Genomic DNA, 24862 nt, shown 5'->3' on the forward strand with positions numbered 1-24862 from the left:
CCTTCCGTGGTTAAAGTCCCAGCGCCTCGCTTACGTCGTGGAGGACTTCATCCAGCGAGGCGCGTGCCGCCTGGCGTGCCGCCGGCAGTTCCGCGGCGGAGCCCACCTGGTGGATGACTTCCAGGTAGCACTTGAGTTTGGGCTCGGTGCCGCTGGGCCGGATGATCACGCGGGTCAGGTTCCGGGTGATGTAGAGCAGGCCCTCCGTGGGCGGCAACTGCGCGCTGCCTTCGGCCAGGTCCGTGAATACCTCCACCGCTGACTGCCCGAACGACTCCGGCGGCGAAACCCTGAGGCGGTTCATCATGGCGTCCAGCAGTCCCAGGTCCGCAACCCTGATGCTCAGCTGGTCGCTGGCATGCAGGCCGTGCTGGAGGTACAGCTCGTCCAGGGTGTCGAAGACCGTCTTGCCTGCGGCTTTGGCGGTGGCCGCGAGTTCGACGATCAGGACCGCAGCAGAAATGCCGTCCTTGTCCTTCACCTGATCCGGCGCGACGCAGTATCCCAGCGCCTCCTCGTACCCGTAGACCAGCCCCGGGACCCGGGAAATCCACTTGAATCCGGTCAGCGTTTCCTCATGGTCGAGTCCGGCGGCGGCGGCGATGCGGGCCAGCAGCCGGGAGGACACAATCGAATTGGCGAACACACGGCGGCCGTCAGCCTCCGCAAGGGAGTCGCCGTCCGCGAGCCGGGCCACCATGTGGGCGCCCAGCAGGGACCCCACTTCGTCCCCGCGGAGCATGCGCCACGCGCCGGTGTCGGGGTCCTTGGCCGCCACGGCAGCCCTGTCGGCGTCGGGGTCATTGGCGATGACCAGGTCGGCGTCCAGCCGCGCCGCTGCCTCCAGGGCAAGGTCCAGTGCGCCGGGTTCCTCCGGGTTGGGGAAACTGACGGTGGGGAAATCGGGGTCCGGATCGGCCTGCTCGGCCACCACGGTGACATCCGTGAAACCTGCCGCCTTGAGCACTTCCAGCGCCGTCCCGCCGCCGACGCCGTGCAGCGGCGTCAGGACAATCCGAAGATCGCGGGCCGGAAAGCGCTCCGGCATGGCGAGTGCCGCCGTCGCCCGCTGGTACTCGGCGGCGATGGAGCCGTCCAGGACGGTCCATCCGTCCCCTGCCAGCGCTATTGACTCCAGCGGCCCCACGGCGCTGATGCGCGCGGCGATTTCGGCATCGTACGGCGCCACGATCTGGGCGCCGTCGCCCTCTGCCGTTACCGCGTGCCGCCCCAGGTACACCTTGTACCCGTTGTCCTGCGGCGGGTTGTGGCTGGCGGTGACCATGACGCCGCCGTCGCACTCCAGGGCGCGGACAGCGTAGGCCAGCAGGGGAGTGGGGAGGGCTGCCGGCAGCAGGAAGGTCTCGATGCCGGCCGCGGTGAAGATCGCCGCCGTTTCCGCGGCGAAAATATCCGAGTTATACCGGGCGTCATAGCCGACGACGGCACGCGGCCGGGTGCCGGCCTCCGCCTTGGCCACGGCCTCCACCAGGAACGCCGCGAGTCCCGCTGCAGCCCGCCGCACCACCACCCGGTTCATCCGGTTTGGGCCGGGGCCCAGCGCGGCCCGCAGTCCCGCAGTGCCGAACTGCAGTGTGCCGCGGAAGCTGTCTTCCAGTTCCTGCCGGGCCGCGGGATCGCCATCCTCCACGAGGCGGACCAGCTCCAGGAGCGACGCCTCCGTTGCGGGATCCGGGTCTTGGGCAGCCCATTCGCGGGCTTCGGTGAGCAGGCGAAGTTCGGCATCGGAAGACGTCATGGGCATAACGCTATCGTCATTGCCCGCCCACGTGGCGCACCCCGGGCGCCTGACCCGCTAGAGCCGGGCGATGATGTCAGCCAGCAGCCTGGAAATGCGCGGGCCCGCTGCCTGGCCGGACTCGATGACTTCCTGGTGGCTGAGCGGCTGGGGGCTGATGCCTGCCGCAAGGTTGGTGACCAGCGAAATGCCGAACACCTCCATGCCGGCATGACGCCCCGCGATGGCCTCAAGCGCCGTCGACATCCCGATGAGGTCCGCGCCGATCCGCTTGGCATACTGCACCTCCGCCGGGGTCTCGTAGTGCGGGCCGGGGAACTGTGCGTACACGCCCTCGTCCAGGGTGGGGTCCACTTCCCGGGCCAGCCCGCGGATCCGCGGCGAATACAGGTCCGTCAGGTCCACGAACGTAGCGCCTTCCAGCGGGGAGGCGGCGGTGAGGTTGATGTGGTCCCGGATCAGTACCGGGGTGCCGGGGGCCCAGTCCTCGTTGAGGCCGCCGCAGCCGTTGGTGAGGACGAGGGTGCTGCATCCGGCAGCCGCAGCGGTCCGGATGCCGTGCACCACGGCGCGGACGCCCCTGCCCTCGTAGTAGTGGGTGCGCGCGCCCAGGACCAGGGCGCGCTTGCCGGACGTGGTCAGCACGGAACGGATGGTGCCAACGTGGCCTTCCACGGCGGGGGCGTGGAAGCCGGGAACTTCCTCGGCGGACAGCGTGGCGGTGGTCTCGCCGATCAGGTCTGCGGCCTCGCCCCACCCGGAACCGAGAACCAGGGCGGTGTCATGGCGGTCCACTCCGGTTTCTTCCGCAATGTAGTCCGCGGCGGCGCGGGCGGCGGCGAACGGGTCAGTGTTCAGGAAGTCTGTTGTACTCACCAGTACAAGTTATCCTGCCGCCCATGTTGCCCCGGTCACGGCAGGCCCGGAAAGCACCCTGATTTCTTGGTGGTCCGGCCGTAAATGGGAGAGAATGGATGACTGTGACTACGCATCCAGATTTCAGTTCCCCCCGGATCGCAATCCTGGGAGGTGGTCCCGGCGGATACGAAGCTGCCATGGTGGCCGCCTCTTTGGGGGCGACCGTTACCGTCATCGAACGTGCCGGGCTCGGTGGATCCGCGGTGCTGACCGACGTAGTCCCCTCCAAGACCCTCATTGCCACGGCCGACCTCATGACCCGTGTCGCGGAAGCCGGCGAGCTGGGGGTGAAGTTCGACGTCGACGGCGGCGACTTCGTCCCGGTCATGCGCGCCGACCTCAAGCACATCAACGACCGGCTCCTTAACCTGGCCCGCAACCAGTCCCGGGACATCCGCGACGGCCTGGAGAAACAGGGCGTGCGCATCATCGAAGGCTCCGGCCGGCTCCTGGACAGCCACCGGATCGAAGTCCTGACCGTGGACGGCACCGAAACCGTCGAAGCCGACACCATCCTGCTGGCGGTAGGCGCGCACCCCCGCGAGCTGGAAACGGCCCGCCCGGACGGCGAACGGATCCTGAACTGGACGCAGATCTACAACCTCGACGAGCTGCCCGAGGAGCTCATTGTGGTGGGGTCCGGCGTCACCGGCGCCGAATTCGCGTCCGCCTACAACGGCCTGGGCTCCAAGGTCACCCTGGTCTCCAGCCGTGACCGCGTGCTGCCCGGCTCAGACGTTGACGCCGCAGTGGTCCTGGAGGAAGTCTTTGAACGCCGCGGTGTGCGGGTCCTGTCCCGCTCCCGTGCCCAGACCGTGGAACGCACGGACGACGGCGTGGTGGTCACGCTTTCCGACGGCACCAAGGTGACGGGCAGCCACTGCCTCCTGTGCCTTGGCTCCATCCCCAACACTGCGGGGATTGGCCTTGAGGAGGCCGGCGTGGCCGTGAGCGAAAGCGGCCACATCAAGGTCGACGGCGTCTCCCGGACCACGGCCCCGAACATTTACGCCGCCGGTGACTGCACCGGCGTCCTGCCGCTGGCCTCCGTGGCCGCCATGCAGGGCCGGATCGCGGTGGCGCACTTCATGGGCGACGGCGTCACCCCGCTCAAGCTCCACCAGGTGGCCTCCAACATCTTCACCTCACCGGAAATCGCGAACGTGGGCGTCTCCGAAGCTGAGATCGAGTCCGGCAAGTACCAGGCCGACGTCATCAAGCTCTCCCTGCGCAGCAACGCCCGCGCCAAGATGCGCAACGCCAAGGACGGGTTCGTGAAGATCTTCGCCCGGAAGGGCTCCGGCACGGTGATCGGCGGCGTGGTGGTCGGACCCAACGCCTCGGAGCTGATCTTCCCCATTTCCATCGCGGTCAAGCAGAAGCTGCACGTGGACGACGTCGCCAGCACGTTCACGGTGTACCCGTCGCTCACCGGATCCATCTCCGAGGCAGCCCGCCGCCTGCACGTCCACATGTAAGGGCCGAAGGGCCCGCATTCGGCGGGCGTTCGGTTGTTACACTCTGCCCATGATTGGGCTTCCCCTTGCGGGAAACGCGCTGGTGCATGCCGGCATGGTGGGGCTGGGCATCGGTGCAGCCCTCCTGTTCTACGCCTATGAGAAGCGCCGCCGTGGCCTCACCGACCCCCGCTTGTGGCCCATCGCCGGTTTCGCCGTAGCCTTTGGCGGTATCGGTTCCCGCGTGCTCACCTGGGACGTATCCCGGCAGGTGTCCCTGGCGGACTGGTGGGGCAACGGTGACCGGAGCATCCTTGCGGGGCTGGTGGGGGCGTGGTTCGGCGTCCACCTTGGCAAACGGCTGACAGGTTACAGGGAGTCCACGGGAGACCTGCTGGCGCCTGCAGTGGCCCTGGCCTTGGTTATCGGGCGGGTGGGCTGCCTGCTCACCGAGCTCCCGGGCACTCCCACCGGCGGATCCTGGGGCATTATCCTCACCCCTGCCCAGGCTGCGCTGGCCGGTGCCCCGGCGGGAGTGGCCCTCCATCCGTCCTTCGCCTACGAGATCGCCTTCCACCTGGCCGCCTTCGCCCTGATGTGGCGTTACCGGGACGCCCTGCCCCATCCCGGTGACCTCTTCATCTGTTTCGTCAGCGCCTACGCCGTCTTCAGGTTCTTCGTCGAGTTCGTCCGGGGAAACGAGGTCCTCTGGCTTGGTTTGAGCCGCCCCCAACTGTTCCTGCTGGCGGTCCTGCCTCTACTGGCCTGGCGCGTCCGGCGCGTGTTCAGGAAGCCCGTCCGCCCTGCGCTGGAAGGCACCGTGGCATGAGCGACGAAACCCCGGATGGGCCACTTCAGCCACCGCGGCGGGACGACGCCCAGGACAACGAACCACGGGGCGGATCCCTGGGGCTCGGCGCCGTGGTTGGCGCCGTGGCGCTGTACGCGGTCTACGTCCTGGGAACCATGGCCCAGGGGCCCTATGCCTGGTCCGCCAGCGTCCTCGCCGTGCCGGCCCCGTTCATCCCCATCGTCCTGTACCTGGCCGTGGCGATCGTGCTTGCAGTACGGCGCCGGACGGCGCTCTGGGGTGCAGGGCTGCTGATCGGCCTGGGCGCTTTCGTCCTGCTCGGCGGCGGCCTCTGCATCGGCTTCCTTGTCCAGGTCCGGGCCTGACATGGACGATGACCGGCAAGTTCCGCCCCCTCCGAGGGAGCCCCACCGCCCGGGACAGCAGCGGGAACCACGGCGAGGCTACTTGGGCCCGGGGCTCTCATTTGGGGCTTTGGCGTTGTACATCCTCTACCTCTGGGCAACAATCGGCGTCGGTGCGCCGAATTCCTGGGCGACCAGCATCCTGGCCGGCCCCGCAGCCTTCGTCCCCATCGCCGTCTACCTGGGACTGGGCATTGCCCTTGCCGTCCGCCCCGGCACCGCGAGGACCGGGGCGGGGATGCTGATTGGGCTGGGCATCTTCCTGCTGCTCGGCGGGGGACTGTGCGTGGGTGCCCTCGCACAGACCAGAATCTGAGAAGGGAGCACTGATCAATGAGGTCGCGAGAGTTACCAGGGACCGGCCAGCCGCTGCGGGGTGACCGGATCCACCGCTACGTCACGGCGTTCTGCCCCCGTTGCCACGACACCAACCCTCCACTCAGCGAGGTCCGGCGGCTGTCCGGGGCGTTGCTGGTCCGCGACGGGCGGGTGTGGCTTGAACGAGGTTGCCCGGAGCATGGTCTGGTCCGCACGCTCTATGACGAGTCCCCGGAGATCCTTCGCTACCTGGAGAAATGGCAGGCGCCCACCAAGCAGCATGTTCCTGACCGGCCAGGCAATTTCCGTCCCATCCCCGAGGCGTATGCCTACGGACTTCCGGCCATGCAGACCCAGCACACCTGCATCCTGCTCCAGGACATCATCGAGCACTGCAACCTGAAGTGCCCCACCTGTTTCACCGCCTCCGGGCCGCAACTGCAGGGCGTGGCTCCGCTGGAGGAGGTGCTGGCCAATATCGATACCCGCCTGGCACGCGAGAACAACCGCCTCGATGTGCTGATGTTGTCCGGCGGTGAACCAACGCTGTACCCGTACCTGGCGGAACTGCTGGACGAACTCGTGGCCCGGCCGATCGTGCGGATCATGGTGAACAGCAACGGCATGCTGATAGCCACTGACGACGAACTGCTTGCCCTGTTGGCGCGGCACCGTGACCGCGTGGAGGTGTACCTCCAATACGACGGCTCTTCCAGGGAGGCATCGATCCACCACCGGGGCGGCGACCTGACCCGCTACAAGGATGCGGCCATCTCCCGGCTGTCCGCGGCCGGAATATTCACCACCCTGACCATGACTGCATCCCTGGGCGTCAATGAGAGTGAGATCGGTGACGTGGTGATGCGTGCGCTGGAGACCCCGTTCGTGGGCGGCGTGGCGCTGCAGCCCGTGTTCGGTTCCGGGCGCGGGCACGGCATCGATCCCCTGGACCGGCTCACGCATACAGGCGTCCTGGACAGGCTCGAGTCACAAACCGGCGGCGTGGTCTCCTGGCACGACCTCACGGCACTGCCGTGCTCCCATCCGCACTGCGCATCGGTGGGCTACATGCTTAAGGACGACGCCGGCACCTGGCGTTCCCTGGCAGCGCTTATCGGCCACGACCAATTGCTGGGGTGGCTCGAACTCAATCCTGACAGCATCGCCAACCGGATTGCTGACAGCGCCATCCCGCTGGAACTGCGGAACCTGATGAAAACCTCGCTGCTGGACCTGCTGAGTGAGCAGTCGTCCCTGTCGCACCCACGGACCATGGATCTGTGGAAGAACATCTGCACGCAGTGCGACCTTGGCATCGGAACGCTGACCACCCTGGCGGCAGGCAAGCTTCCGGGCCAGCAGCAGCGCCTGCGCCGGCTCCTGGCCGAGCGGGTCACCCGGATCATGGTCAAGCCCTTCATGGACATGTCCACCATGATCGAGGAACGGCTCACCCAGTGCTGCGTCCACGTCGGAACCAAGGGCGACGACGCGGAGCACCAGTGCGCGCCCTTCTGCGCTGTCCAGGCATGGCCTTCCCTGGCCAGGCAGCGGATGAGCACGGCAACTGGTGCACAGCTGCTTCCGGTGCGCCAGGTCTAGGACAGAGCCATGGACCCCGCTTCCAATGCCCGCCGCATCGCGGGAGGGCCTACGCCCTCCCAGCTGGTGCGCCGGCACGCCGCAGCACACTCCACCCCGCAGGATCCGGGCACCCCCGCACCCGCCGGCCAGGCACCCTATGATCCGCTCCGGCTGTGTATTTTTGCCACCGTTGCGCTGCTGGGGTGGCTGGCGGGACCGGCCGTCCTGGTTGTCTTCGCCGGCCTCGGCTTTGCGGGTTACTGGAAGGCAAGACGGCGCGGACTGGCACGGTCCAAATGCTTCCTGCGTGACACGCGGCTCGTGCTCGCTTACCTGGGTGCCCTCCTCGCAGCGGGCGCTTACGGAATCTACGTGGCGGCGGGGCAATTGTTAGGGGTGTGACAGGTACGCGGGGTGCTGTCCTCCCTGGAACGGGCAGGGGCCTAGAACGGGTACGGGGCGATGTCCGGGCGCATGGTGAGCCACTGGATCTCGGTGAACGACTCCATGTTGGCGTGGTGGCCGCCGATCCGCGAGCCGTTGCCGGAGTTCTTTGTTCCGCCGAACGGGGAGTTCGCTTCATCGGAGACGGTCTGTTCGTTGATGTGGACCTTCCCGGAGTCGAGCCGGTCGGCGATGGTCATGGCCAGTCCGACGTCGCCCAGGATCCCGATGGACAGGCCGTACTCATTGTCGTTGGCCAGCGCCACAGCCTCATCCACGGTGGAGAACTTCATCACCGGGGCCACGGGGCCGAAGATTTCGTCCTTCCAGGCAGGACTGTCAGTGTCCAGGTCAACCAGCACGGCGGGCTGGTAGAACCGGCCGTCGTGGGTGCCGCCGGCGGCGAGCCGGGCGCCGGCGTGGACCGCGTCCTGGACGATCCCGTCCACCCGCTGCAGCTGGCGCTCGTCGATCACTGGACCCAGCGCCACGGTGCCGCTCTTGGGATCGCCCACGGGCAGGTGGGCCGCCTTCTCCGACAAGGCGGCAACGTAGGCGTCGTAGATGTCCTCATGCACGATGTGGCGTCCGGCAGCCATGCAGATCTGGCCCTGGTGCATGAACGAGCCGAACGCCGCCGCGGAGGCCGCCTTGGCCAGGTCGGCGCCGGGGAGCACGATGAGCGCATTATTGCCGCCCAGTTCCAGGTGGGCACGCTTGAGCAGCCGGCCCGCCGTTTCGCCGATCTTCCGGCCGGCGGCCGTCGATCCCGTGAAGGCGATCACGCGGACCTCGGGGGCTTCGACGACGGCGGCTCCGATGTCCGCGCCGCCGGGCAGCAGGGAGAGCAGGCCCTGCGGAAGCCCGGCCTCCTCGAAGATGCGCACCACGGTCACGCCGCCGCAGACCGCGGTCCGCGGGTCCGGCTTGAGCAGCACGGCGTTACCCAATGCCAGGGCAGGGGCCACGGCGCGGATGGAAAGGATCAGCGGGAAGTTGAACGGCGCGATGACGGAGACGACGCCCACCGGACGGCGCCGGGCAAAGGACCAGCGGTTTTCGTTGGACGTGAGGACGTCCCCGGCAGGGAGTGAGGGCAGCGCCGAGGCGTCGTAGCATTCGTTGGCGGCGATATGCGTTTCCAGCCCTGCCTTGGGCGGAATCCCACCTGATTCGCGCACGATCCAGTCCTGGACCTCGGCTGCGTGCTCCTCCCAGAGCTGCCCGGCGCGGCGCAGTACCGCGGCCCTGTCCTCGGGGTTGCGGGCGGCCCATTCCTTCTGTGCCTTCGCGGCGGCGGTTGCTGCTTCCCGGACGTCCGCCACGGAAGCCACGCCATAGCTGCCCAGCTGCTCACCGGTGGCCGGTTCCATGCTGGTGCCGGTACCGCCGCCGCCCGCCCGCCAGCCGTTGAGGTAGATCTTGCCTTCCCAGAGGGCGGAGTCGAGCAGGGACATAGGGTGGTCCTTTCATTGGTCCGGACGTCAGGCGTCCGGCCCGGAAGATGGGAGCGCGGGTCAGTCCCGTCCATCACATGCTGTGCGGACGCCGCCGTCAAGGGCATGGACAGGAAAAGGCAGCGGTATCCGTGCGGAAGCCTATGCCGAGGCCGGGAGTGTATTCCGGGCGGCCGGGTCCCGCCGTGCCAGCCGCGCGGCCACCAGGTAGGTAATGCCGGTTATCAGCGGAACCGCGCTGGCGGCGGCCAGGGAGGCCGCAGGCCCCGACCGGCCAAGAACCGTGATCAGCAGCGGCAGCGTGCCAATGCCAAACAGCAGCCAGCCGGCCGGGCCTGCCCGTTTAAGTCCCAGGACAGCGGCCGGGAATGCCAGGGCGACGACGCCGATGGCCACCACCGGCCCGTTCGAATCCTGGAGGCTGCGGGACGTCGCTGGATCGAGGGCGAACCACACGCAGGCCGCGACGAGAAGCACGGCCAGCGCCGCCAGGAGGGGAGAGGCCCCGGCTGGCCGGAACCAGGCGAGGGCCGCAAGGACCACCATGGGAGCAAACCAGGACGAGGTCATCATCAGCCCCGTCATGCCGCCGGGCTGATCCATGGCGTAGCCGCCAATGAAGGCCACGGCCGCCGCGGTGAAGACCGTCATGACCACCGCGCCCATCTTCACCAGTGCATGGGCCCGGCGCTGCGGATCCTTCTCCCGGACAAGGAGTACTCCGGCCACGGCGGCGAGCACCACCGCGACGAACGCCAGAATGAGGGGGAAGGACATGGGTGCCTCCTGCGGCCGGTGGAATCCTGTGACCATTCAAGCTCTGGGGAATCCCGGTGCCAAGGGGCCAAAGCCCCGCAGTCGCTAGGCCGCTGCCGCCTGGAAGTGCTGTTCGATGAGCCCCTTGATGTCCTCATGGCAGCCGCCGCAGCCGGTGCCCGCGCGGGTGGCCTTGGAAACGTCCGCCACGGTCGAGCAGCCGCCGGTTACGGCGGCAGTGATGGCCGCCCCGCTGACCCCCGCACACCGGCACACGGTGCCCGCGGGGTCGGCAGCCCCGCCCCCGGCCAGCTGGTCCGGTCCATCCAGGCGCAGGAGCAGTGACCGGTCGGCGGGCAGCTCGGCGCCCCGTTCAAAAAGCCCCACGAGTTCGGCCGCGGTCCGGGGCATGCCCACCGCCACCAGGCCTTCCAGCACACCGCCCCGGGTGGTCATCTTGACGTACCGGCCGTGCTCGGGATCGGCCCACTGCGACACCTGCAGGCGCGGCCTTCCGTTGACCGCCCCGGCCGTGAGGGCTTCCTCGTCCCACGGCTCGGCGGCGTTGTCCCCGGCCACGGCCATGTTCATGCCCCGGGCTTTCAGGACCACGACGCCGGGCTGTTCCGGTGGCAGCGCGGGCAGCACTTCGGCGTCCGCTTTCGCCCCTTCGGCCAACAGGGTGAGGTAGCCGGCCAGCCATTCGGCCTGCCGCCAGCCCGGACCCACCAGGCCGGAGGGCCCCTTGGCGTTGCGGCAGGCTGCGCAGCCGGGATCCGGGCAGCGGACCTCGGCGCAGTCGCCAATGGCGAAGATATGCGGTTCGTGGTGCGCCCGCAGCCGGTGGTCCACCAGGATCCCGGTGCCGGTGGAGAGGCCGCAGCCTTCGGCCAGCTCCGTCCGGGGACGCACGCCGCAGGAGATGACCAGGAGGTCACCGTCGATCGCTGATCCGTCGTCCAGCAGCAAAGCCGAAAACCCGCCGTCGGGCGCGTTGTGCTCAACGCCGGTGGACCGGGCGTTGCCGGCCACCCGGACGCCGCAGCGGCGCAGCCCGGCAGCCAGAACCGCCCCGCCGCCGCGGTCGATGCTGCGGCCCAGCGGGTGCGGGCCGTTGTGGACCACGGTGACCGTCGCGCCTTCCTCCGCGGCCGCCAGCGCCGTCTCCAGGCCCAGGACGCCGCCGCCCAGGACCACCACGCGCTTGCCGCCTTCCACCGCCTGCCGCAGCACTTCCGCGTCGCGCAGGTCCCGCAGTGCCGTGACTCCGGCAGGCAGCACGGGGGAAGACGGGTCCGGATTGATGCCGGTGAGGTTGGGAATCACCGGCCGGGATCCGGTGGCAAACACCAGCCGGTCGTAGTGCACGGACGCGCCGTCGGACAGGGCCACCTGCTGCCGCGCCCGGTCCACGCGCTTAACCCGTACGCCCAGCCGGACATCCACACCCTCGGCAACCAGCTCCGCGCTGTCGGCGAGGGCAAGGGCGTCAGCGGTGGTCCGGCCGACGCCGAGATCGGCCACCAGGACGCGGTTGTAGGCGGCCTCGGCTTCCTGGCCCACCACCGTGAGCCTGGCGTGTCCGCTGCGCACGGCGGGCAGGAGCTCCTCCACCAGCCGGGCGGCCACGGGGCCGAATCCCACAATGACAATCTGCTCGCTCATGAGGCCTCCGTCGTTTGAAGCATGCGGGCGGATTCGGGCGCGGCCACGGGCCGGACCCAAACGGTGTTGAACTTGAACTCGGGCATCCCGGAGACCGGATCCGTCGCCGCTTCCGTCAACCGGTTGGCGCTCTCAGCCCCGGGAAAGTGGAAGGGCAGGAACACCGTTTCCGGGCGGATCGCCGTGCTGTGCTCGGCCCGGCACACCACCTCGCCGCGCCCGTTGGACACCGACACCAGTGTTCCGGCGGCGATGCCCATGGCGTCGGCCGCCGCCGGGTGGATCTGCATCCTGGCCTCCGGCTGGGCGGCGGCGAGCTCGGCGACCCGGCGGGTCTGGGCGCCGGACTGGTAGTGCTCCAGGAGGCGGCCGGTGATGAGGGTCATGGGTGTGCCGGCGGGGCGTGTTGCGTGCCCGGCCGCTTCAGGCGCGGGAGTCCGACGGCGGCGCGGCGCCACCGGGACCATGACCGCCTTGCCGTCGGGGTGGGCGAAGCCGTCCCGGAACAGCCGGGGCGTTCCGGTGCTGCCGGCCGGGTACGGCCAGTAGGCGGCCTCGCCGCGGTCCAGCATGGCGTAGTCGATGCCGGAGTAGTCGGCCATGCCGCCCGCGGAAGCCAGGCGGAGTTCCTCGAAGACGGTTTCCGGATCGTCGCTGTAGGTGGAGGGGGCGTCCAGGCGCTCGGCCAGGCGGGCCATGATCCAGAGTTCGCTGCGGGCGCCGGCGGGAGGGGCGATGGCACGGCGGCGGCGCAGGACGCGGCCTTCCAGGTTGGTCAGGGTGCCCTCCTCCTCCGCCCACTGGAGCACGGGAAGGATCAGGTCCGCCTCCGCAGCGGTCTCCGACAGGAAGAAGTCGCAGACCACCAGGAAGTCCAGGCTCCGCAGCCCCTCGATCACGGCGTTGGCGTCAGGTGCCGCCACCGCGATGTTGGAGGCGTGGACAAAAAGGCACCGGACGCCGTCGGGCTGTCCCAGTGATTTCAGCAGCTGGACGGCGGGCAGGCCGGGGCCGGGGATGAGTTCCTCGGGGATGCCCCAGACCGCGGCGACGTGCGCGCGGGCGGCGGGGTCGGTGATCTTGCGGTAGCCGGGCAGCTGGTCGGCCTTCTGGCCGTGCTCGCGGCCGCCCTGGCCGTTGCCTTGGCCGGTGAGGGTGCCGTAGCCGCTGCGGGCGGAGCCGGGCAGGCCCAGCATGAGGCTGAGGTTGATGGCCGCGGTGGCGGTGTCCGTGCCGTCCACGTGCTGTTCCACGCCGCGGCCGGTGAGGATGTAGCTGCCGCCCCTGCGGGCACCTGCGGCAAGCATCCTGGCGGTTTCGCGGATCAGGTCCGCGGGGACGCCGGTGATGGACTGGACGCGTTCAGGCCAGAAGGCGTTCACGCTGCGGACGACGGCGTTGTAGCCCGAGGTGCGCTCCTGGAGGTAGGCGGTGTCCACCAGGTCCTCGTGGATGACCACGTGCGAAAGGCCCAGCAGCAGGGTGAGGTCGGTGCCGGGAAGGGGCTGGAGGTGGAGGCCGGCGCCGTCGGCCGTGAAGGCCGCGGTGGCGGAGCGGCGGGGATCCACCACAACCAGCCCGCCGGCGTCGCGGGCTCCCTGCAGGTGCTGGACGAACGGCGGCATGGTCTCGGCAACGTTGGATCCGAGCATCAGGATGGTGCTGGCGGTGTCCAGGGCCTCGAGCGGGAACGGCAGCCCGCGGTCCACGCCGAAGGCGCGCATTCCCGCTGCGGCCGCGGAGGACATGCAGAACCTGCCGTTGTAGTCGATCCGGGAGGTGCCCAGCGCCAGCCGGGCAAACTTGCCCAGCTGGTAGGCCTTTTCATTGGTGAGGCCGCCGCCGCCGAAGACGCCGACGGCGTCCGCACCGTACCGGGCGCGGGCGTCCTTCACTGCCGCAGCGGCGAGGTCCAGGGCCTGGTCCCAGCCAACGGGACGGTGGATGCCGTCAGCACCTTTGAGCAGGGGCTCGGTGATCCTGCCCGCGTGGTTCAGGAGCGTGGCCGAGGTCCAGCCCTTGCGGCACAGGCCGCCGCGGTTGGTGGGGAAGTCCCGGCCGGCCACGTCCAGGACGGGGGATGCCTTGGAGCCGGCAGGTGCAGGAGCGGGGCCTGGCCCCGGCTGCGAAGCCGGGGCCAGGTCCGCCGGGGACGTGAGCGTCATGGCGCACTGCAGGGCGCAGTAAGGGCAGTGCGTGTCGGCGCTTTTGGTCATGTTAGACGTGTCCCATCGCGTTCCGGCCGGCGTTGCGGATGTAGCAGGTCCAGCAGACCACCAGCATCAGGACGTAGGCGCCGACGAATCCGTAGAAGGCCGGGGTGTAGGAGCCGCTGGCGGTGCTGGAGGCATTGAGCACCTGGGGGATCACGAAGCCGCCGTAAGCGCCGATCGCGGAGATCAGGCCGAGGGCCGAGGACGCGAGCCGCTGGGTGGCCACCGGGTTTGCACCGTTGCGGGCAGCCCGGCTGGAGGTGGCGAAGATGACCGGAATCATCCGGTACGTGGCCCCGTTGCCGAAGCCGCTGGCAGTGAACAGCATCAGGAAGAGGACCAGGAAGAGCAGGAAGTTCTTCAGCGGCAGGGTCCAGATCATGGTCAGCGTGATCACGGCCATCGCGGCGAAGGCGGACACGGTCATCCGGGCCCCGCCCATGCGGTCCGCCATGCGGCCGCCGTAGGGACGGGCCAGCGAACCCACCAGGGGGCCGAGGAAGGCCAGGGACAGGGCCACGGTTCCCACTCCAATGGAGGAGAACGCGGGGAAGTAGTCCTTGATCAGCTTGGGGAATACACCGGCGAAGCCGATGAAGGAGCCGAAGGTGCCGATGTACAGCAGCGCCATGATCCACAGGTGCGGTTCCTTCAGTGCAGCGACCGAGCCGGCCACGTCACCCTTGGCGCTGGTGAGGTTGTTCATGTACTTGAAGGCGCCGAATGCGGCCAGCAGGATGAAGGGGACCCACATCCAGCCCGCCAGGGGAAGGTTGACGGTGCCCGCGGCAAGCAGGGTGATGACGATGGGAACGGCAAGCTGTGCGACGGCGGCCCCCAGGTTTCCGCCCGCGGCGTTCAGTCCCAGCGCCCAGCCTTTTTCCCTGGCCGGGTAGAAGAACGTGATGTTGGCCATCGAGCTGGCGAAGTTGCCGCCGCCGAAGCCGGCGAGGGCAGCCACCAGGAGCATGACACCGAACGGTGTGTCCGGGTTGGAGACGCAGAGGGCCAGCCCGGTGGAGGGGATCAGGAGCAGCAGGGCGGAGACGATGGTCCAGTTGCGGCCGCCGAAGCGGGGGACCATGAAGGTGTAGGGGATGCGGAGGGTGGCACCCACCAGGCTTGGCATGGAGATGAGCCAGAAGATTTCCGAGGTGGAGAAGGTGAAGCCTGCGGCGGGAAGCTGGACCACGACGATGGACCACAGCTGCCAGACGACGAAGCCGAGGAACTCGGCGAAGATGGACCAGTTCAGGTTGCGGCGGGCGATGGCCCGGCCTGCGGCCTCCCACTGTTCCTTGTTCTCGGCATCCCAGTTGGCGATCCAGCGGCCGGGGCGGAATTCAAGGGCGGGGGCGTCAGTAGTGCGGGTAGGGCCGGGCTGTGCGCTGGCGGATACGGCATCAACGGTGCGGTCAACAGTCACGGGTTACCTCCTTCGGGGGATGTTGTTCCTCCAAGGTAGGGACGGCGCGTTTCGCGGACAGTCGATGTTTGTTAACGCGCTGTGACTTTTGCCTATCCGGGCCCGCCATGCGGCGTGAGGCGGTGCCGGGGCCCGGAATATGAGATGCACAACACAGGTCCGCATTGTGGACGTCTCGTCCATTGACTGGACGCGGCGAAGTAAGATCGAACTCTAACTATTCGCGCCGGGAGGCAGCACTGCCTGCGCCCGGCCGATCTCACGAAAGCGTTTACCCATGTCATCCACCGATACCACCAAGGTGCCTGGTTCGCACCAGCCGGTGAACTCCCGCGGCCGCGTTATCGTGGCCAGCCTGATCGGCACCACTGTGGAGTTCTACGACTTCTATGTCTACGCCACGGCCGCCGTGCTCGTGTTCCCGAAGCTCTTCTTCCCGGGCGCGAACGAAACCACCCAGCTGCTGAGCTCCTTCGCCGTCTTCGGCGTGGCCTTCGTTGCCCGCCCCCTCGGCTCGATCGTCTTCGGGCACTTCGGCGACAAGTTCGGCCGCAAGGGAACCCTTGTGGCGTCGCTGCTGACCATGGGCATCGCAACCTTCCTCATCGGCTGCCTGCCCACGGCGCTGGTTCCGGGCTGGGAGTTCTGGGCTCCGGCCATGCTGGTGGTCCTGCGGTTCGCCCAGGGCCTGGCCCTCGGCGGCGAGTGGAGCGGCGCGGCCCTGCTGGCCACGGAGAACGCCCCCGCCAACAAGCGCGCCATCTACGGCACCTTCCCGCAGCTCGGTGCCCCCATCGGCTTCATCATTGCCAACGTCATCTTCCTGGTGGCCAGCTACACCCTGACCCCGGAAGCTTTCCAGGCCTGGGGCTGGCGCGTCCCGTTCCTGCTCAGCGCCGTCATGGTGATCCTGGGCCTCTACGTCCGGCTCAAGCTGATCGAAACCCCGGCCTTCACCAAGGTGGTGGAATCCAACGAGGTAGCCAAGCTTCCGCTGGGCAGGGTCTTCAAGTCCAGCTGGCGCCAGCTGATCCTGGGCACCTTCATCATGCTGGCCACGTATGTGCTGTTCTACCTGATGACCACGTTCACGCTGACCTACGGCACCAAGCCCACTTTGGAGGGCGCCAAGGCCGCAGCCGAAAAGGCCGGCAAGCCCATGTCCGAAGCCGCTGCCGCCGCGTTCGTTCCGGGCCTTGGCTACAGCCGCAACGATTTCCTCTGGATGCTGATTGCCGGCGTCGTATTCTTTGGCATTTTCACCCTGGTCTCCGGACCGCTGGCCGAGAAGTACGGCCGCCGCAAGATGCTCATGGCCGTCACCGCCGGCATTTTCGTCTTCGGCCTGCTGTTCGTCCCGCTGTTCAGCGGCGGCTTCGTGGGCACCATGGGCCTGCTGATCCTCGGGTTCTCCCTCATGGGCCTCACCTTCGGCCCCATGGGTGCGCTGCTGCCGGAACTGTTCCCCACGAACGTCCGGTACACCGGCTCAGCCATCAGCTACAACTTCTCCAGCATCCTGGGTGCCGCGGTGGCCCCGTTCATCGCCGTCGCCCTGTGGGAAGCCGCCAAGGGCAGCCCGCTGCTGGTAGGCATCTACCTGACATCCATGGCTGTGCTGACCCTGATCGCGCTGTTCCTCACCCGTGAGACCCGCGACCTGGACTACGAGAACAACGTCGCCTGACGCTTCGTTTGCCCCAATGCCCGGCGCTGCCTTTCGGCACGCCGGGCATTGCCGTTTTCACCGCGCGTAGCGGGCCACGAAGTTCTTCAGCACGGCCATGGGCTCGGTGACGGTGAACCGCCGTGCAGCAGCCATGAGCTCCTCGGCGGATTCCGGTGGAAAGTACCCGGCGTCCCGGTAGATATCGATCCGCGTCACCAGCCCGTCTGCGTCCAGTTCGGGGTGGAACTGGGTGGCGTACAGGTTGGTCCTGATCCGGAACATGTGGACCGGGCAGGTGGCGGCCCGTGCCAGGAGGACGGCGTGCGGGGGCAGCGAGCTGACGGCCTCCTTGTGTCCGGTCAGCGCCGTGAACCGTTGGGGCATTCCCTGCAGGATGGGGTCCTGCAGGCCTTCGCGGGTCAGCTCCACTTCCACCGCGCCGAGGGGCTCGCCATAGGTCCGGTCGATCACGGCGCCCTGGTGGCTCCCGAGGGTGCCCACCCCGTAACAGGCGCCAAGGAACGGGAAGTCGCGGGCCACCAGCTGGTCCAGCAGTGCGGCCAGCTCCTGCTCTACCCGGTGCTGGACCGTGCTCTTGTGCTCCGGCGGGTCGCTGGACGTGAACGGGCTGCCGCCCACGATGACGCCGGAGTACCCGGAGAGGTCCAGCGGGGGCAGGGGAGCGGCTTCGAGCCGGATCCGGTGCAGTTCCCGCTCCTCCAGCCCGCCGTACCTCAGGTATGCGGCGTACTCGTCCTCAGCGGCGGCGTCCTCCGCGCGGGAGGCCAGGAGCAGGAAAGGCAGCATGTGCTAAGTCTGCATCCTGCCGGCGCCGCCTGCCAGCATTCGCACAGCGGTCACCGTGCCGGCAACGGGCCCCGCCGGGCACCCGCAGGCACCCGCGGGGCAGCCGGCTCAGGCCGGAGGCTGCGTGAGCGAGCGGCGGGACTGCGGCCGGGCGGCGGGGTCCGCGTGCCGGTGCACCAGCTTCCAGTAGCCCTCCTCGCGGCGGAAGATGCTGGTCACGCGGAGCGCGAACTCCTCCGTGGCGGCGGCGCTGTCCAGCCGTGCCCGGAAGTGTTCGGTCTCCACCAGGTATGCGGTGTCGCGGGCCGTGTAGGAGGTGACGGTGTCGAAGCCCAGCATCTCGCCGTCGCGGAACTGCCGCGCGGCCTGGTCCAGCCGCGCCTCCACCTGCGCCCAGCCGCGGGCTATGCCGCCGAACGGGTTGGCCAGGGTGACGTCATCCAGCCGGGAATACAGGTCCTTGATCGGCGCCGGGTTTCCCCGGGTGATTTCAGGGACCGCCTGGTGGTAGCGGTCCACTTCTTCCTGGAAACTTGGTGCGAGCATGGCTGCGTGTGCCGCTTTCTAGTCTTCGATGGTGGCGATAATGGCGCCCGCGGACACCGTTTCGCCCGCCGTTGCCGTCAGGCCCGTGATGGTGCCGGACCGGTGCGCGGTGAGGGGCTGTTCCATCTTCATGGCCTCGAGGACCACCACCAGGTCGCCTTCGGTGACCACGTCCCCGTGCGCCACGGCCACCTTCACGATGGTGCCCTGCATGGGGGAGGTCAGCGCATTGCCGGTGGCCGCAGCCGGACCGGCGGAGCGGGAGCGCTTCTTGGACTTGCCCGGCTTGCCTGTGGCGGCCGAGGCCGTTCCCGGGGTGCCCAGGGATGCGGGGAGGACCACCTCGAGGCGCTTGCCGCCCACTTCCACCACCACGCGCTGGCGCTCCTCGGCGGAGCCCTCGCCGTCAACGGCAGTGTCCGGGGTCCAGGCCGGCAGGTTGTTGGTGAACTCGGTTTCGATCCAGCGCGTGTGGACCGTGAAGGGCCCCTCGGCGGGTGCGAAGGCTGGATCCGTGACCACTGCGAGGTCGAACGGGATGACGGTGGGGATGCCCTCCACCACCATTTCCTCCAGCGCGCGGCGGGCGCGCTGCAGGGCCTGCGGGCGGCTGGCACCGGTGATGATGAGCTTGGACAGCATGGAGTCGAAGTTCCCGCTGATGACGTCGCCCTGTTCCACGCCGGAATCGACGCGGACGCCGGGACCGGTGGGGTTCTTCAGGACGCGGAGCGTGCCGGGGGCGGGCAGGAAGTTGCGGCCCGGGTCCTCGCCGGTGATGCGGAACTCGATGGAGTGTCCGCGCACCTCGGGATCGCCGTAGCCCAGTTCCTCGCCGCGGGCCAGCCGGAACTGCTCGCGGACCAGGTCGATCCCGGTGACTTCCTCGGAGACGCAGTGCTCCACCTGCAGGCGGGTGTTGACCTCGAGGAAGGAAATGGTCCCGTCCTGGCCCACCAGGAATTCGCACGTGCCGGCGCCCAGGTAGCCGGCCTCCTTCAGGATCGCCTTGGAGGATTCGTAGAGACGGCGGTTCTGGTCTTCGGTGAGGAAGGGTGCCGGAGCTTCCTCGACGAGTTTCTGGTTGCGCCGCTGGAGGGAGCAGTCGCGGGTGGACACCACTACCACGTTGCCGTGGGCGTCGGCCAGGCACTGGGTTTCCACGTGCCGGGGAGCGTCCAGGAAGCGCTCGATGAAGCATTCGCCGCGGCCGAAGGCGGCGGTTGCCTCGCGGACGGCGGATTCGTAGAGTTCGGGGATTTCCTCGCGGGTGCGGGCTACCTTGATGCCGCGGCCGCCGCCGCCGAAGGCCGCCTTGATGGCCACCGGCAGGCCGTGCCGGTCCACGAACTCCAGGACTTCCCCGGCGGATTCGACGGGGTCGGCGGTGCCGGGGACCAGGGGAGCGCCCACCTTTTCGGCGATGTGCCGGGCGCGGACCTTGTCGCCCAGGGCGGAGATGGCCTCGGGGGAGGGGCCGATCCAGGTGATGCCCGCGGCAATCACCTTGGCGGCGAACTCGGCGTTCTCGGCCAGGAAGCCGTAGCCGGGGTGGATGGCGTCGGCGCCGGACTGGCGGGCGGCGTCAATGATCTTGTCCATGACCAGGTACGACTCGGCAGCGGTTGTCCCGCCCAGGGCGTAGGCCTCGTCAGCGAGCCGGACGTGCAGCGCATCGCGGTCCGGGTCAGCGTAGACGGCCACGGAGGCGATGCCTTCATCCCGGGCCGCCCGGATGATCCGCACGGCGATTTCGCCGCGGTTGGCGATCAGCACCTTTGTGAGGCTGGGCTGCGTGGTTCCTGCGGACTGCTCCAAATTTGCTGACAAGGCGTCTCCTTCTTTCCTTCAGGGAGCCTAGCGCGGTTTTGGAGGTTCCGCCGATATTACTTGCGGAATCCGCGTGTAAACCGGCCCGCCTTTGTAGGGAAGCTACAAGTGGTGCAGAAAAGGGAGTACTTTACCGCGGCGGCCAGAGGTCCGTGATGCGAACGTTGGCAGCAGCGAGCAGGCCGCGCAGGGTGGAGACGGAGAGGCCGACGACGGCGTGCGGGTCGCCGTCGACCTTCCGGATGAAGGCCCCGCCCAGGCCATCGATCGTGAAGGAGCCGGCGCAGTGCAGCGGCTCGCCAGTGGCGATGTAGGCGTCGATCTCCTCCGGTGCCATGTCCAGGAAGGACACCTCGGCGGAGGCGACCGCCCCGAGCGTGGCGCCCGAACCGCGGGCGGCGCCGTCGTCGTCCGTGTCCCTGCAGTCCACCAGCCAGTGCCCCGTGTGCAGCACCCCCGCGCTCCCGCTCATGCGGAGCATCCGTTCCCGCGCGACGTCGGCGGTGTACGGCTTGCCGTGCGCCTCGCCGTCGAACTCGAAAACGGAGTCGCAGCCCAGCACCAGCGCGCCCTCCGCTTCCGGCAGCGCGGCGACGGCTTCGGCCTTGGCACGTGCCAGCAGCAGCGCGGTGTCGTGCGGGTCCGTGACGCCGTACTGCGCCTGGACGGCCGCTTCGTCGACGTCGGAGACCAGCACGGTGTGCCGGATGCCGGCCTCCGCCAGGAGCTTGGTGCGGGCGGGGGACTGGGAGGCGAGGATCAGATGCAGCACGGTTTCAGCCTAGTGGACCAGCTCGCCCGGAGCCGGTGCGGCCTGGCCGCGGTTGAGCTTGGCGCCCTCCACGTCCACGTCCGGCAGGATCCGGTCCAGCCAGCGCGGCAGCCACCAGGACTTGGCGCCCAGCAGGTACATCACAGCCGGGACGATGGTCATCCGGACCACGAACGCGTCGAACAGGACGCCGAAGGCCATCGCGAAGCCCAGCGGCCGGACCATGGTGAGGTGGCTGAAGATGAAGCCGGAGAACACGCTGACCATGATGATCGCGGCGGCGGTGACCACGGCGGCCGCGTGCCGGAAGCCCACCCGGACCGCTTCCTTGGCGGATGATCCGTGCATGTAGGCCTCGCGCATGCCGGAGGCGATGAACACCTGGTAGTCCATGGCCAGGCCGAACAGCACGCCGATCAGGATGATGGGCAGGAAGCTCAGCACGGCGCCCGGATTGGCAACATCGAAGACGTTCCCCAGCCAGCCCCACTGGTACACGGCCACCACGGCGCCGAAGGCGGCCGACAGGGACAGCAGGAATCCGCCCGTGGCCAGCAGCGGGACCACGATGGAGCGGAACACCAGCAGGAGCAGGATCAGGGAAAGTCCGACGACGATCGCCAGGTAGGGCGGCAGGGCGTCACCGAGCTTGGTGGAGACGTCCACGTTGCCGGCGGTTTGGCCGGTCAGGCCCATGGCAACGTCGTAGTCGGCCTTGATCCCGGCGTTCAGGCCCCGGAGTTCGGAGACCACCTTGACCGTGCTGGCGCTGGCCGGGCCTTCCTTGGGGATGACCTGGAAGACGGCGGTCCGGCGGTCCTCGCTGAGCGCCACCGGCACGGCGGCCACCACGTTGTCCACGGCCCGGAGCTTGTCCGCGATGTCGAACTGCAGCTTCTGCGCCTGGGCCGCGTCAAGGTTCGCGGGAAACTCGCCCACGGCCACGATCGGCCCGGTGACGCCCTCGCCGAAGCTGCGTGCCGTCAGGTCGTAGGCCTGGTAGGCCTCGGACTCCACAGGCTCGGAGCCACCATCGGGCAGGGCCAGCTGGAGCTCGGTGGCGGGCAGGGCCAGGGTGCCCAGCAGGACGATGCCGGCGGTCAGGGCAACCCAGGGGTGCTTGGTGACCAGGCCGCCCCACCCGTGGGTGCTTCGTTCGCGGTCGACGGCGATATCTGCGGCTTCGTGGCCCGGCTCGGCGTTGTGCGCCTCGGACTTGGCCCAGGCCCGCTTGGAGATGATGCGGCGGCCAATCAGGGACAGCATGGCGGGGGTCAGGGTGATGGCGACCAGTACCGCCACTGCGACGGTTCCCGCGGCGGCCAGGCCCATGACGGTGAGGAACGGCAGTCCCGGGACCACCAGGGCGGCAAGGGCGATGATCACGGTCAGGCCGGCGAAGACTACCGCGTTGCCGGAGGTTCCGTTGGCCCGGGCCACGGACTCCTCAGGGTCCATTCCGGCCAGGAGCTGCGTCCGGTGCCGGTTGACGATGAACAGCGAATAGTCGATGCCGACGGCGAGGCCCAGCATGAGGGCCAGCATGGGGGAGATGGAGCTCATGTCGAACAGGCCGGAGAGGGCGAAGGTGATGCCGACGCCCACGCCGACGCCGATGATGGCCATCAGCAGCGGCAGTCCGGCCGCGATCAGCGTCCCCAGCATGAGGATCAGGACCAGCGCCGCGACGGCGATGCCGACAATTTCCGCCGTGCCGAACAGGGCCGAGATGTCCTCGGTGATTTCCTTGCTGGCAAAGGCCTGGACGCCGGCGGAGGACGTCTCGTGGGCGATCTCCTGGACCTGCTTGCGCACCGCCGGGGCGAGCCCGTTGATGGAGGTGTTGAACTGCACCTGTGCCACCGCGGCCTTGTTGTCCTCCGAGACGAAGCGGATGGCGGAGGCCGCCTGGGCCTGGCGCTTGCCAAGTTCCAGCTTCGCCTTGTTGGCCTCCAGTTCCTGGGCGCCGGCGTCGAGCTTGGCCTGGCCGGCAGCCAGCGCTGCCTTTTGCTGGCCCAGCTGGGCCTCGACCACGGCTGCGGGCGCGCCGGCGGCGGTGAGTTGCTGCTCGGCTGCCGCCAGCTGTGCCTTGCCGGCCTCCAGCTGCGCCCGGGAGGCGTCCAGCTGTGCCTGGCCGGCCGCCAGTTGCTTTTCGCCGTCGGTGATGGCCTTGCCGGCCTGGTCCACCTGGGCCTGGGTGGCGAACGGATCCACCGTGCCGCGGACCTCGGGGATGGTCTGGAGTTTCTTCAGCGCATCCGTGACGGCCGCGCGGCTCTCAGCCTTGAACCCGCCGTCGGGGGCTTCGAAGACGATCGTGGCGCTTCCGCCCGAGGCTGCCGGCAAATCCTGCTTGAGCTTGTCCGCGATCCGCTGGGTCTCGGTACCCGGGATCTGGAAGTTGTTGGACAGCGTGCCATGGAAGGCCGCGGCGGAACCGCCAACGGCCACCAGCACGGCAAGCCAGAGGGAGATGACAAGCCAGCGCCGGCGGTAGGAGAACTTGCCGAGGCGGTAGAGGAGGAGTGCCATGCGGGAGGACCGATCTGATCAGGAGGAACGGGTGGCGGATGGGAAAGCAGTGGTGGTGAAGCCGGCGCCCAGCAGGGCCATGGCATCGATCAGCAGTTGGCGGAGTTCCGCCAGGGAGGCGGGTGACAGGTCCGGGCCGCGCCGGCTGAACCAGACCTCCATGGCGGCCTTTCCGCAGGAGATGATGGAGCCGGCCAGGGCGTGGACATACAGCTCGTCCCGCTCCCCGGGGGTGCCGGCGAGGCGTTCGCGGGCCACGGTGAAGACCTGGGCCCGGCAGTGGTCCCACGCCTCCAGTTCCGTGTGGGACATCAGCGGGCTCTGCTGGGTCAGAGTGAACAGTTCAGCCAGGGGCGCGATGGCCTTGGGATCGGCCAGGGCCACCAGTGCGGCCTGGGCCGACTCAAGCATGGGCTCGTCCGCCGGGCGGAGGCGCAGTTGCTGGATGGCGTTGTCCAGGAAGCCATGGACGATGGACGCCAGGGCGGCGTCGGTGCTGCTGAAGTAGTTAAAGAAAGTGCGCCGCGAAATGCCTGCGGCATCGGCGATGTCCTCCACCGTGAAGTTGCCGGGGCCCTTGGAACGCAGGAGTCCCAGGGCGGCATCGGTGATGGCCTGGCGGGTGGCGGCCTTGTTCAGCTCGCGCCGGGAAGGGGCGGCGGATCCGGCGTCCTGCGACGCGTCGGGCGGTGAAAAGGGGCTGGGCACGGCCTTACACTACGTGCAAGTTTGCACTGCATGCAAGTTATCTGCGCGGGGGCTCAGGTGCGGGGGTGTCTCCGGATTCACAGGAGAACGAAAGGTTCCCAACAGCCTTTGCTGAACCTGGTCGCGGATGCTTGGAATGTCCCGCCACCAGGCGTATCACCAGCAGCCGTCAGGCGACGGCGAATCAGGAGACAAGAAATGACACGCACGAAGAAGATGACCCTGGGCCTGTCAGCCGCGGCGCTGGCGCTCGGTGCAGGAATCGGCGTGGCCGGCATGGCCTCTGCCACCACCACAACTCCCGCTCCCACGCCGAGTGCAAGTTCCAGCGCCTCCGCTGACGGCGGCACCGGCACCGGCCACGACGGCATGGGCAGGCATGGCGGCCGCGGCGGCCACGGCATGGAGCAGGCCTCCGCGCTGGCAGCGAAACTCGGTGTGGACGAAGCCAAGGTGACTGACGCGCTGAAGGCCTTCCGCGACGCCAACAAGCCCGCCGCTCCGCCCGCCGACGGCCAGAAGCCGGACCCCGCCGCGCGCGAGGCCGCGCTCGCCAAGTCCCTGGCTGAGTCGTTGGGCATCGATGAGGCGAAGGTGACGGCCGCCCTCCAGGAGATCCGCAGCGAGGAGCAGTCCGAGCACGCCGCCGCGCTCAAGACGCGCCTGGACAAGGCCGTGGCCGATGGAAAGCTGACGCAGGCGGAAGCCGACGCCGTGACCAAGGCGGTCCAGAGCGGGGTGATTGGCGGGGGCGGTCGCTGACTGATGCCGGCCGCTGACTGCTGC

Annotated in this window: 21 protein-coding genes; 8 read left to right on the forward strand and 13 right to left on the reverse strand. The window is 68.7% G+C overall.

The annotated features are described in order from the left end of the window. Nucleotides 1–10: 10 nt before the first annotated feature. Nucleotides 11–1759, reverse strand: coding sequence for a phospho-sugar mutase (locus tag MRBLMD1_RS15170; protein ID WP_364401067.1), 1749 nt, complete (start codon nucleotides 1757–1759; stop codon nucleotides 11–13). Between the two features lie 57 nt (nucleotides 1760–1816). Further along, a complete protein-coding gene (locus MRBLMD1_RS15175; RefSeq protein ID WP_224025490.1) occupies nucleotides 1817–2635 on the reverse strand; it encodes a purine-nucleoside phosphorylase in 819 nt (272 codons plus the stop codon). Nucleotides 2636–2739: 104 nt separating this feature from the next. On the opposite strand from MRBLMD1_RS15175, the gene MRBLMD1_RS15180 reads away from it, so the two are divergent. From MRBLMD1_RS15180 to MRBLMD1_RS15205, 6 genes are all read left to right on the forward strand, one after another. Continuing rightward, the gene (locus MRBLMD1_RS15180; protein ID WP_224025491.1) at nucleotides 2740–4155 is read left to right on the forward strand and encodes an NAD(P)H-quinone dehydrogenase; all 1416 of its coding nucleotides are present in this window, start codon (nucleotides 2740–2742) and stop codon (nucleotides 4153–4155) included. 49 nt (nucleotides 4156–4204) lie between these two features. Beyond that, nucleotides 4205–4963 carry a prolipoprotein diacylglyceryl transferase gene (locus MRBLMD1_RS15185; RefSeq protein WP_364401072.1) on the forward strand — a complete coding sequence of 253 codons (759 nt, stop codon included), beginning with the start codon at nucleotides 4205–4207 and terminating at the stop codon, nucleotides 4961–4963. Continuing rightward, nucleotides 4960–5310 carry a hypothetical protein gene (locus MRBLMD1_RS15190; protein WP_364401075.1) on the forward strand — a complete coding sequence of 117 codons (351 nt, stop codon included), beginning with the start codon at nucleotides 4960–4962 and terminating at the stop codon, nucleotides 5308–5310. The genes MRBLMD1_RS15185 and MRBLMD1_RS15190 overlap by 4 nt, the downstream gene beginning before the upstream one ends. Before the next feature lie 109 nt (nucleotides 5311–5419). Then, nucleotides 5420–5665, forward strand: coding sequence for a hypothetical protein (locus MRBLMD1_RS15195; RefSeq protein WP_364401078.1), 246 nt, complete (start codon nucleotides 5420–5422; stop codon nucleotides 5663–5665). A 17-nt stretch (nucleotides 5666–5682) separates the two neighbouring features. After that, complete coding sequence (locus tag MRBLMD1_RS15200; RefSeq protein ID WP_364401081.1) at nucleotides 5683–7269, forward strand: radical SAM protein; 1587 nt, start codon at nucleotides 5683–5685, stop codon at nucleotides 7267–7269. 9 nt (nucleotides 7270–7278) lie between these two features. Continuing rightward, the gene (locus tag MRBLMD1_RS15205) at nucleotides 7279–7653 is read left to right on the forward strand and encodes a hypothetical protein (RefSeq protein ID WP_364401084.1); all 375 of its coding nucleotides are present in this window, start codon (nucleotides 7279–7281) and stop codon (nucleotides 7651–7653) included. Between the two features lie 41 nt (nucleotides 7654–7694). Here MRBLMD1_RS15205 and MRBLMD1_RS15210 read toward each other — a convergent pair whose 3' ends face one another. From MRBLMD1_RS15210 to MRBLMD1_RS15230, 5 genes are all read right to left on the reverse strand, one after another. Continuing rightward, complete coding sequence (locus tag MRBLMD1_RS15210; protein ID WP_364401087.1) at nucleotides 7695–9152, reverse strand: benzaldehyde dehydrogenase; 1458 nt, start codon at nucleotides 9150–9152, stop codon at nucleotides 7695–7697. Between the two features lie 141 nt (nucleotides 9153–9293). Next, nucleotides 9294–9929: a hypothetical protein gene (locus MRBLMD1_RS15215; protein WP_364401090.1), complete on the reverse strand. Its 636-nt coding sequence runs from the start codon at nucleotides 9927–9929 to the stop codon at nucleotides 9294–9296. A gap of 84 nt (nucleotides 9930–10013) precedes the next feature. Then, the gene (locus MRBLMD1_RS15220; RefSeq protein ID WP_364401093.1) at nucleotides 10014–11573 is read right to left on the reverse strand and encodes an FAD-dependent oxidoreductase; all 1560 of its coding nucleotides are present in this window, start codon (nucleotides 11571–11573) and stop codon (nucleotides 10014–10016) included. Beyond that, nucleotides 11570–13789, reverse strand: coding sequence for a molybdopterin oxidoreductase family protein (locus MRBLMD1_RS15225; protein WP_364401096.1), 2220 nt, complete (start codon nucleotides 13787–13789; stop codon nucleotides 11570–11572). Before MRBLMD1_RS15225 ends, MRBLMD1_RS15220 begins: the two co-directional genes overlap by 4 nt. Nucleotide 13790: 1 nt before the next feature. After that, nucleotides 13791–15212 carry an MFS transporter gene (locus MRBLMD1_RS15230; protein ID WP_307488526.1) on the reverse strand — a complete coding sequence of 474 codons (1422 nt, stop codon included), beginning with the start codon at nucleotides 15210–15212 and terminating at the stop codon, nucleotides 13791–13793. A 277-nt stretch (nucleotides 15213–15489) separates the two neighbouring features. Here MRBLMD1_RS15230 and MRBLMD1_RS15235 point away from each other — a divergent pair, with 277 nt between their 5' ends. After that, nucleotides 15490–16899, forward strand: a complete 1410-nt coding sequence (locus MRBLMD1_RS15235; protein WP_159632465.1) for an MFS transporter — start codon at nucleotides 15490–15492, stop codon at nucleotides 16897–16899. 57 nt (nucleotides 16900–16956) lie between these two features. Here MRBLMD1_RS15235 and MRBLMD1_RS15240 read toward each other — a convergent pair whose 3' ends face one another. The 6 genes from MRBLMD1_RS15240 to MRBLMD1_RS15265 all read right to left on the reverse strand — a co-directional run bounded on the left by MRBLMD1_RS15240 (nucleotide 16957) and on the right by MRBLMD1_RS15265 (nucleotide 24076). Next, nucleotides 16957–17688: a glutamine amidotransferase gene (locus MRBLMD1_RS15240; protein WP_364401099.1), complete on the reverse strand. Its 732-nt coding sequence runs from the start codon at nucleotides 17686–17688 to the stop codon at nucleotides 16957–16959. 108 nt (nucleotides 17689–17796) lie between these two features. Beyond that, nucleotides 17797–18234, reverse strand: coding sequence for a YybH family protein (locus tag MRBLMD1_RS15245; protein ID WP_159632463.1), 438 nt, complete (start codon nucleotides 18232–18234; stop codon nucleotides 17797–17799). A gap of 18 nt (nucleotides 18235–18252) precedes the next feature. Then, nucleotides 18253–20064 carry an acetyl/propionyl/methylcrotonyl-CoA carboxylase subunit alpha gene (locus MRBLMD1_RS15250; RefSeq protein WP_374114920.1) on the reverse strand — a complete coding sequence of 604 codons (1812 nt, stop codon included), beginning with the start codon at nucleotides 20062–20064 and terminating at the stop codon, nucleotides 18253–18255. Between the two features lie 130 nt (nucleotides 20065–20194). After that, nucleotides 20195–20836 carry a Maf family protein gene (locus tag MRBLMD1_RS15255; RefSeq protein ID WP_364401102.1) on the reverse strand — a complete coding sequence of 214 codons (642 nt, stop codon included), beginning with the start codon at nucleotides 20834–20836 and terminating at the stop codon, nucleotides 20195–20197. A gap of 9 nt (nucleotides 20837–20845) precedes the next feature. Beyond that, nucleotides 20846–23368, reverse strand: coding sequence for an MMPL family transporter (locus MRBLMD1_RS15260; RefSeq protein ID WP_364401105.1), 2523 nt, complete (start codon nucleotides 23366–23368; stop codon nucleotides 20846–20848). 18 nt (nucleotides 23369–23386) lie between these two features. Then, nucleotides 23387–24076 carry a TetR/AcrR family transcriptional regulator gene (locus MRBLMD1_RS15265; protein WP_159632459.1) on the reverse strand — a complete coding sequence of 230 codons (690 nt, stop codon included), beginning with the start codon at nucleotides 24074–24076 and terminating at the stop codon, nucleotides 23387–23389. 198 nt (nucleotides 24077–24274) lie between these two features. Between MRBLMD1_RS15265 and MRBLMD1_RS15270 the strand changes: the two genes are divergently transcribed. Beyond that, nucleotides 24275–24838: a hypothetical protein gene (locus tag MRBLMD1_RS15270; RefSeq protein ID WP_159632458.1), complete on the forward strand. Its 564-nt coding sequence runs from the start codon at nucleotides 24275–24277 to the stop codon at nucleotides 24836–24838. The last annotated feature ends 24 nt before the right edge of the window (nucleotides 24839–24862 follow it).

The organism is Pseudarthrobacter sp. LMD1-1-1.1, assembly GCF_040676255.1.
GTDB lineage: Bacteria > Actinomycetota > Actinomycetes > Actinomycetales > Micrococcaceae > Arthrobacter.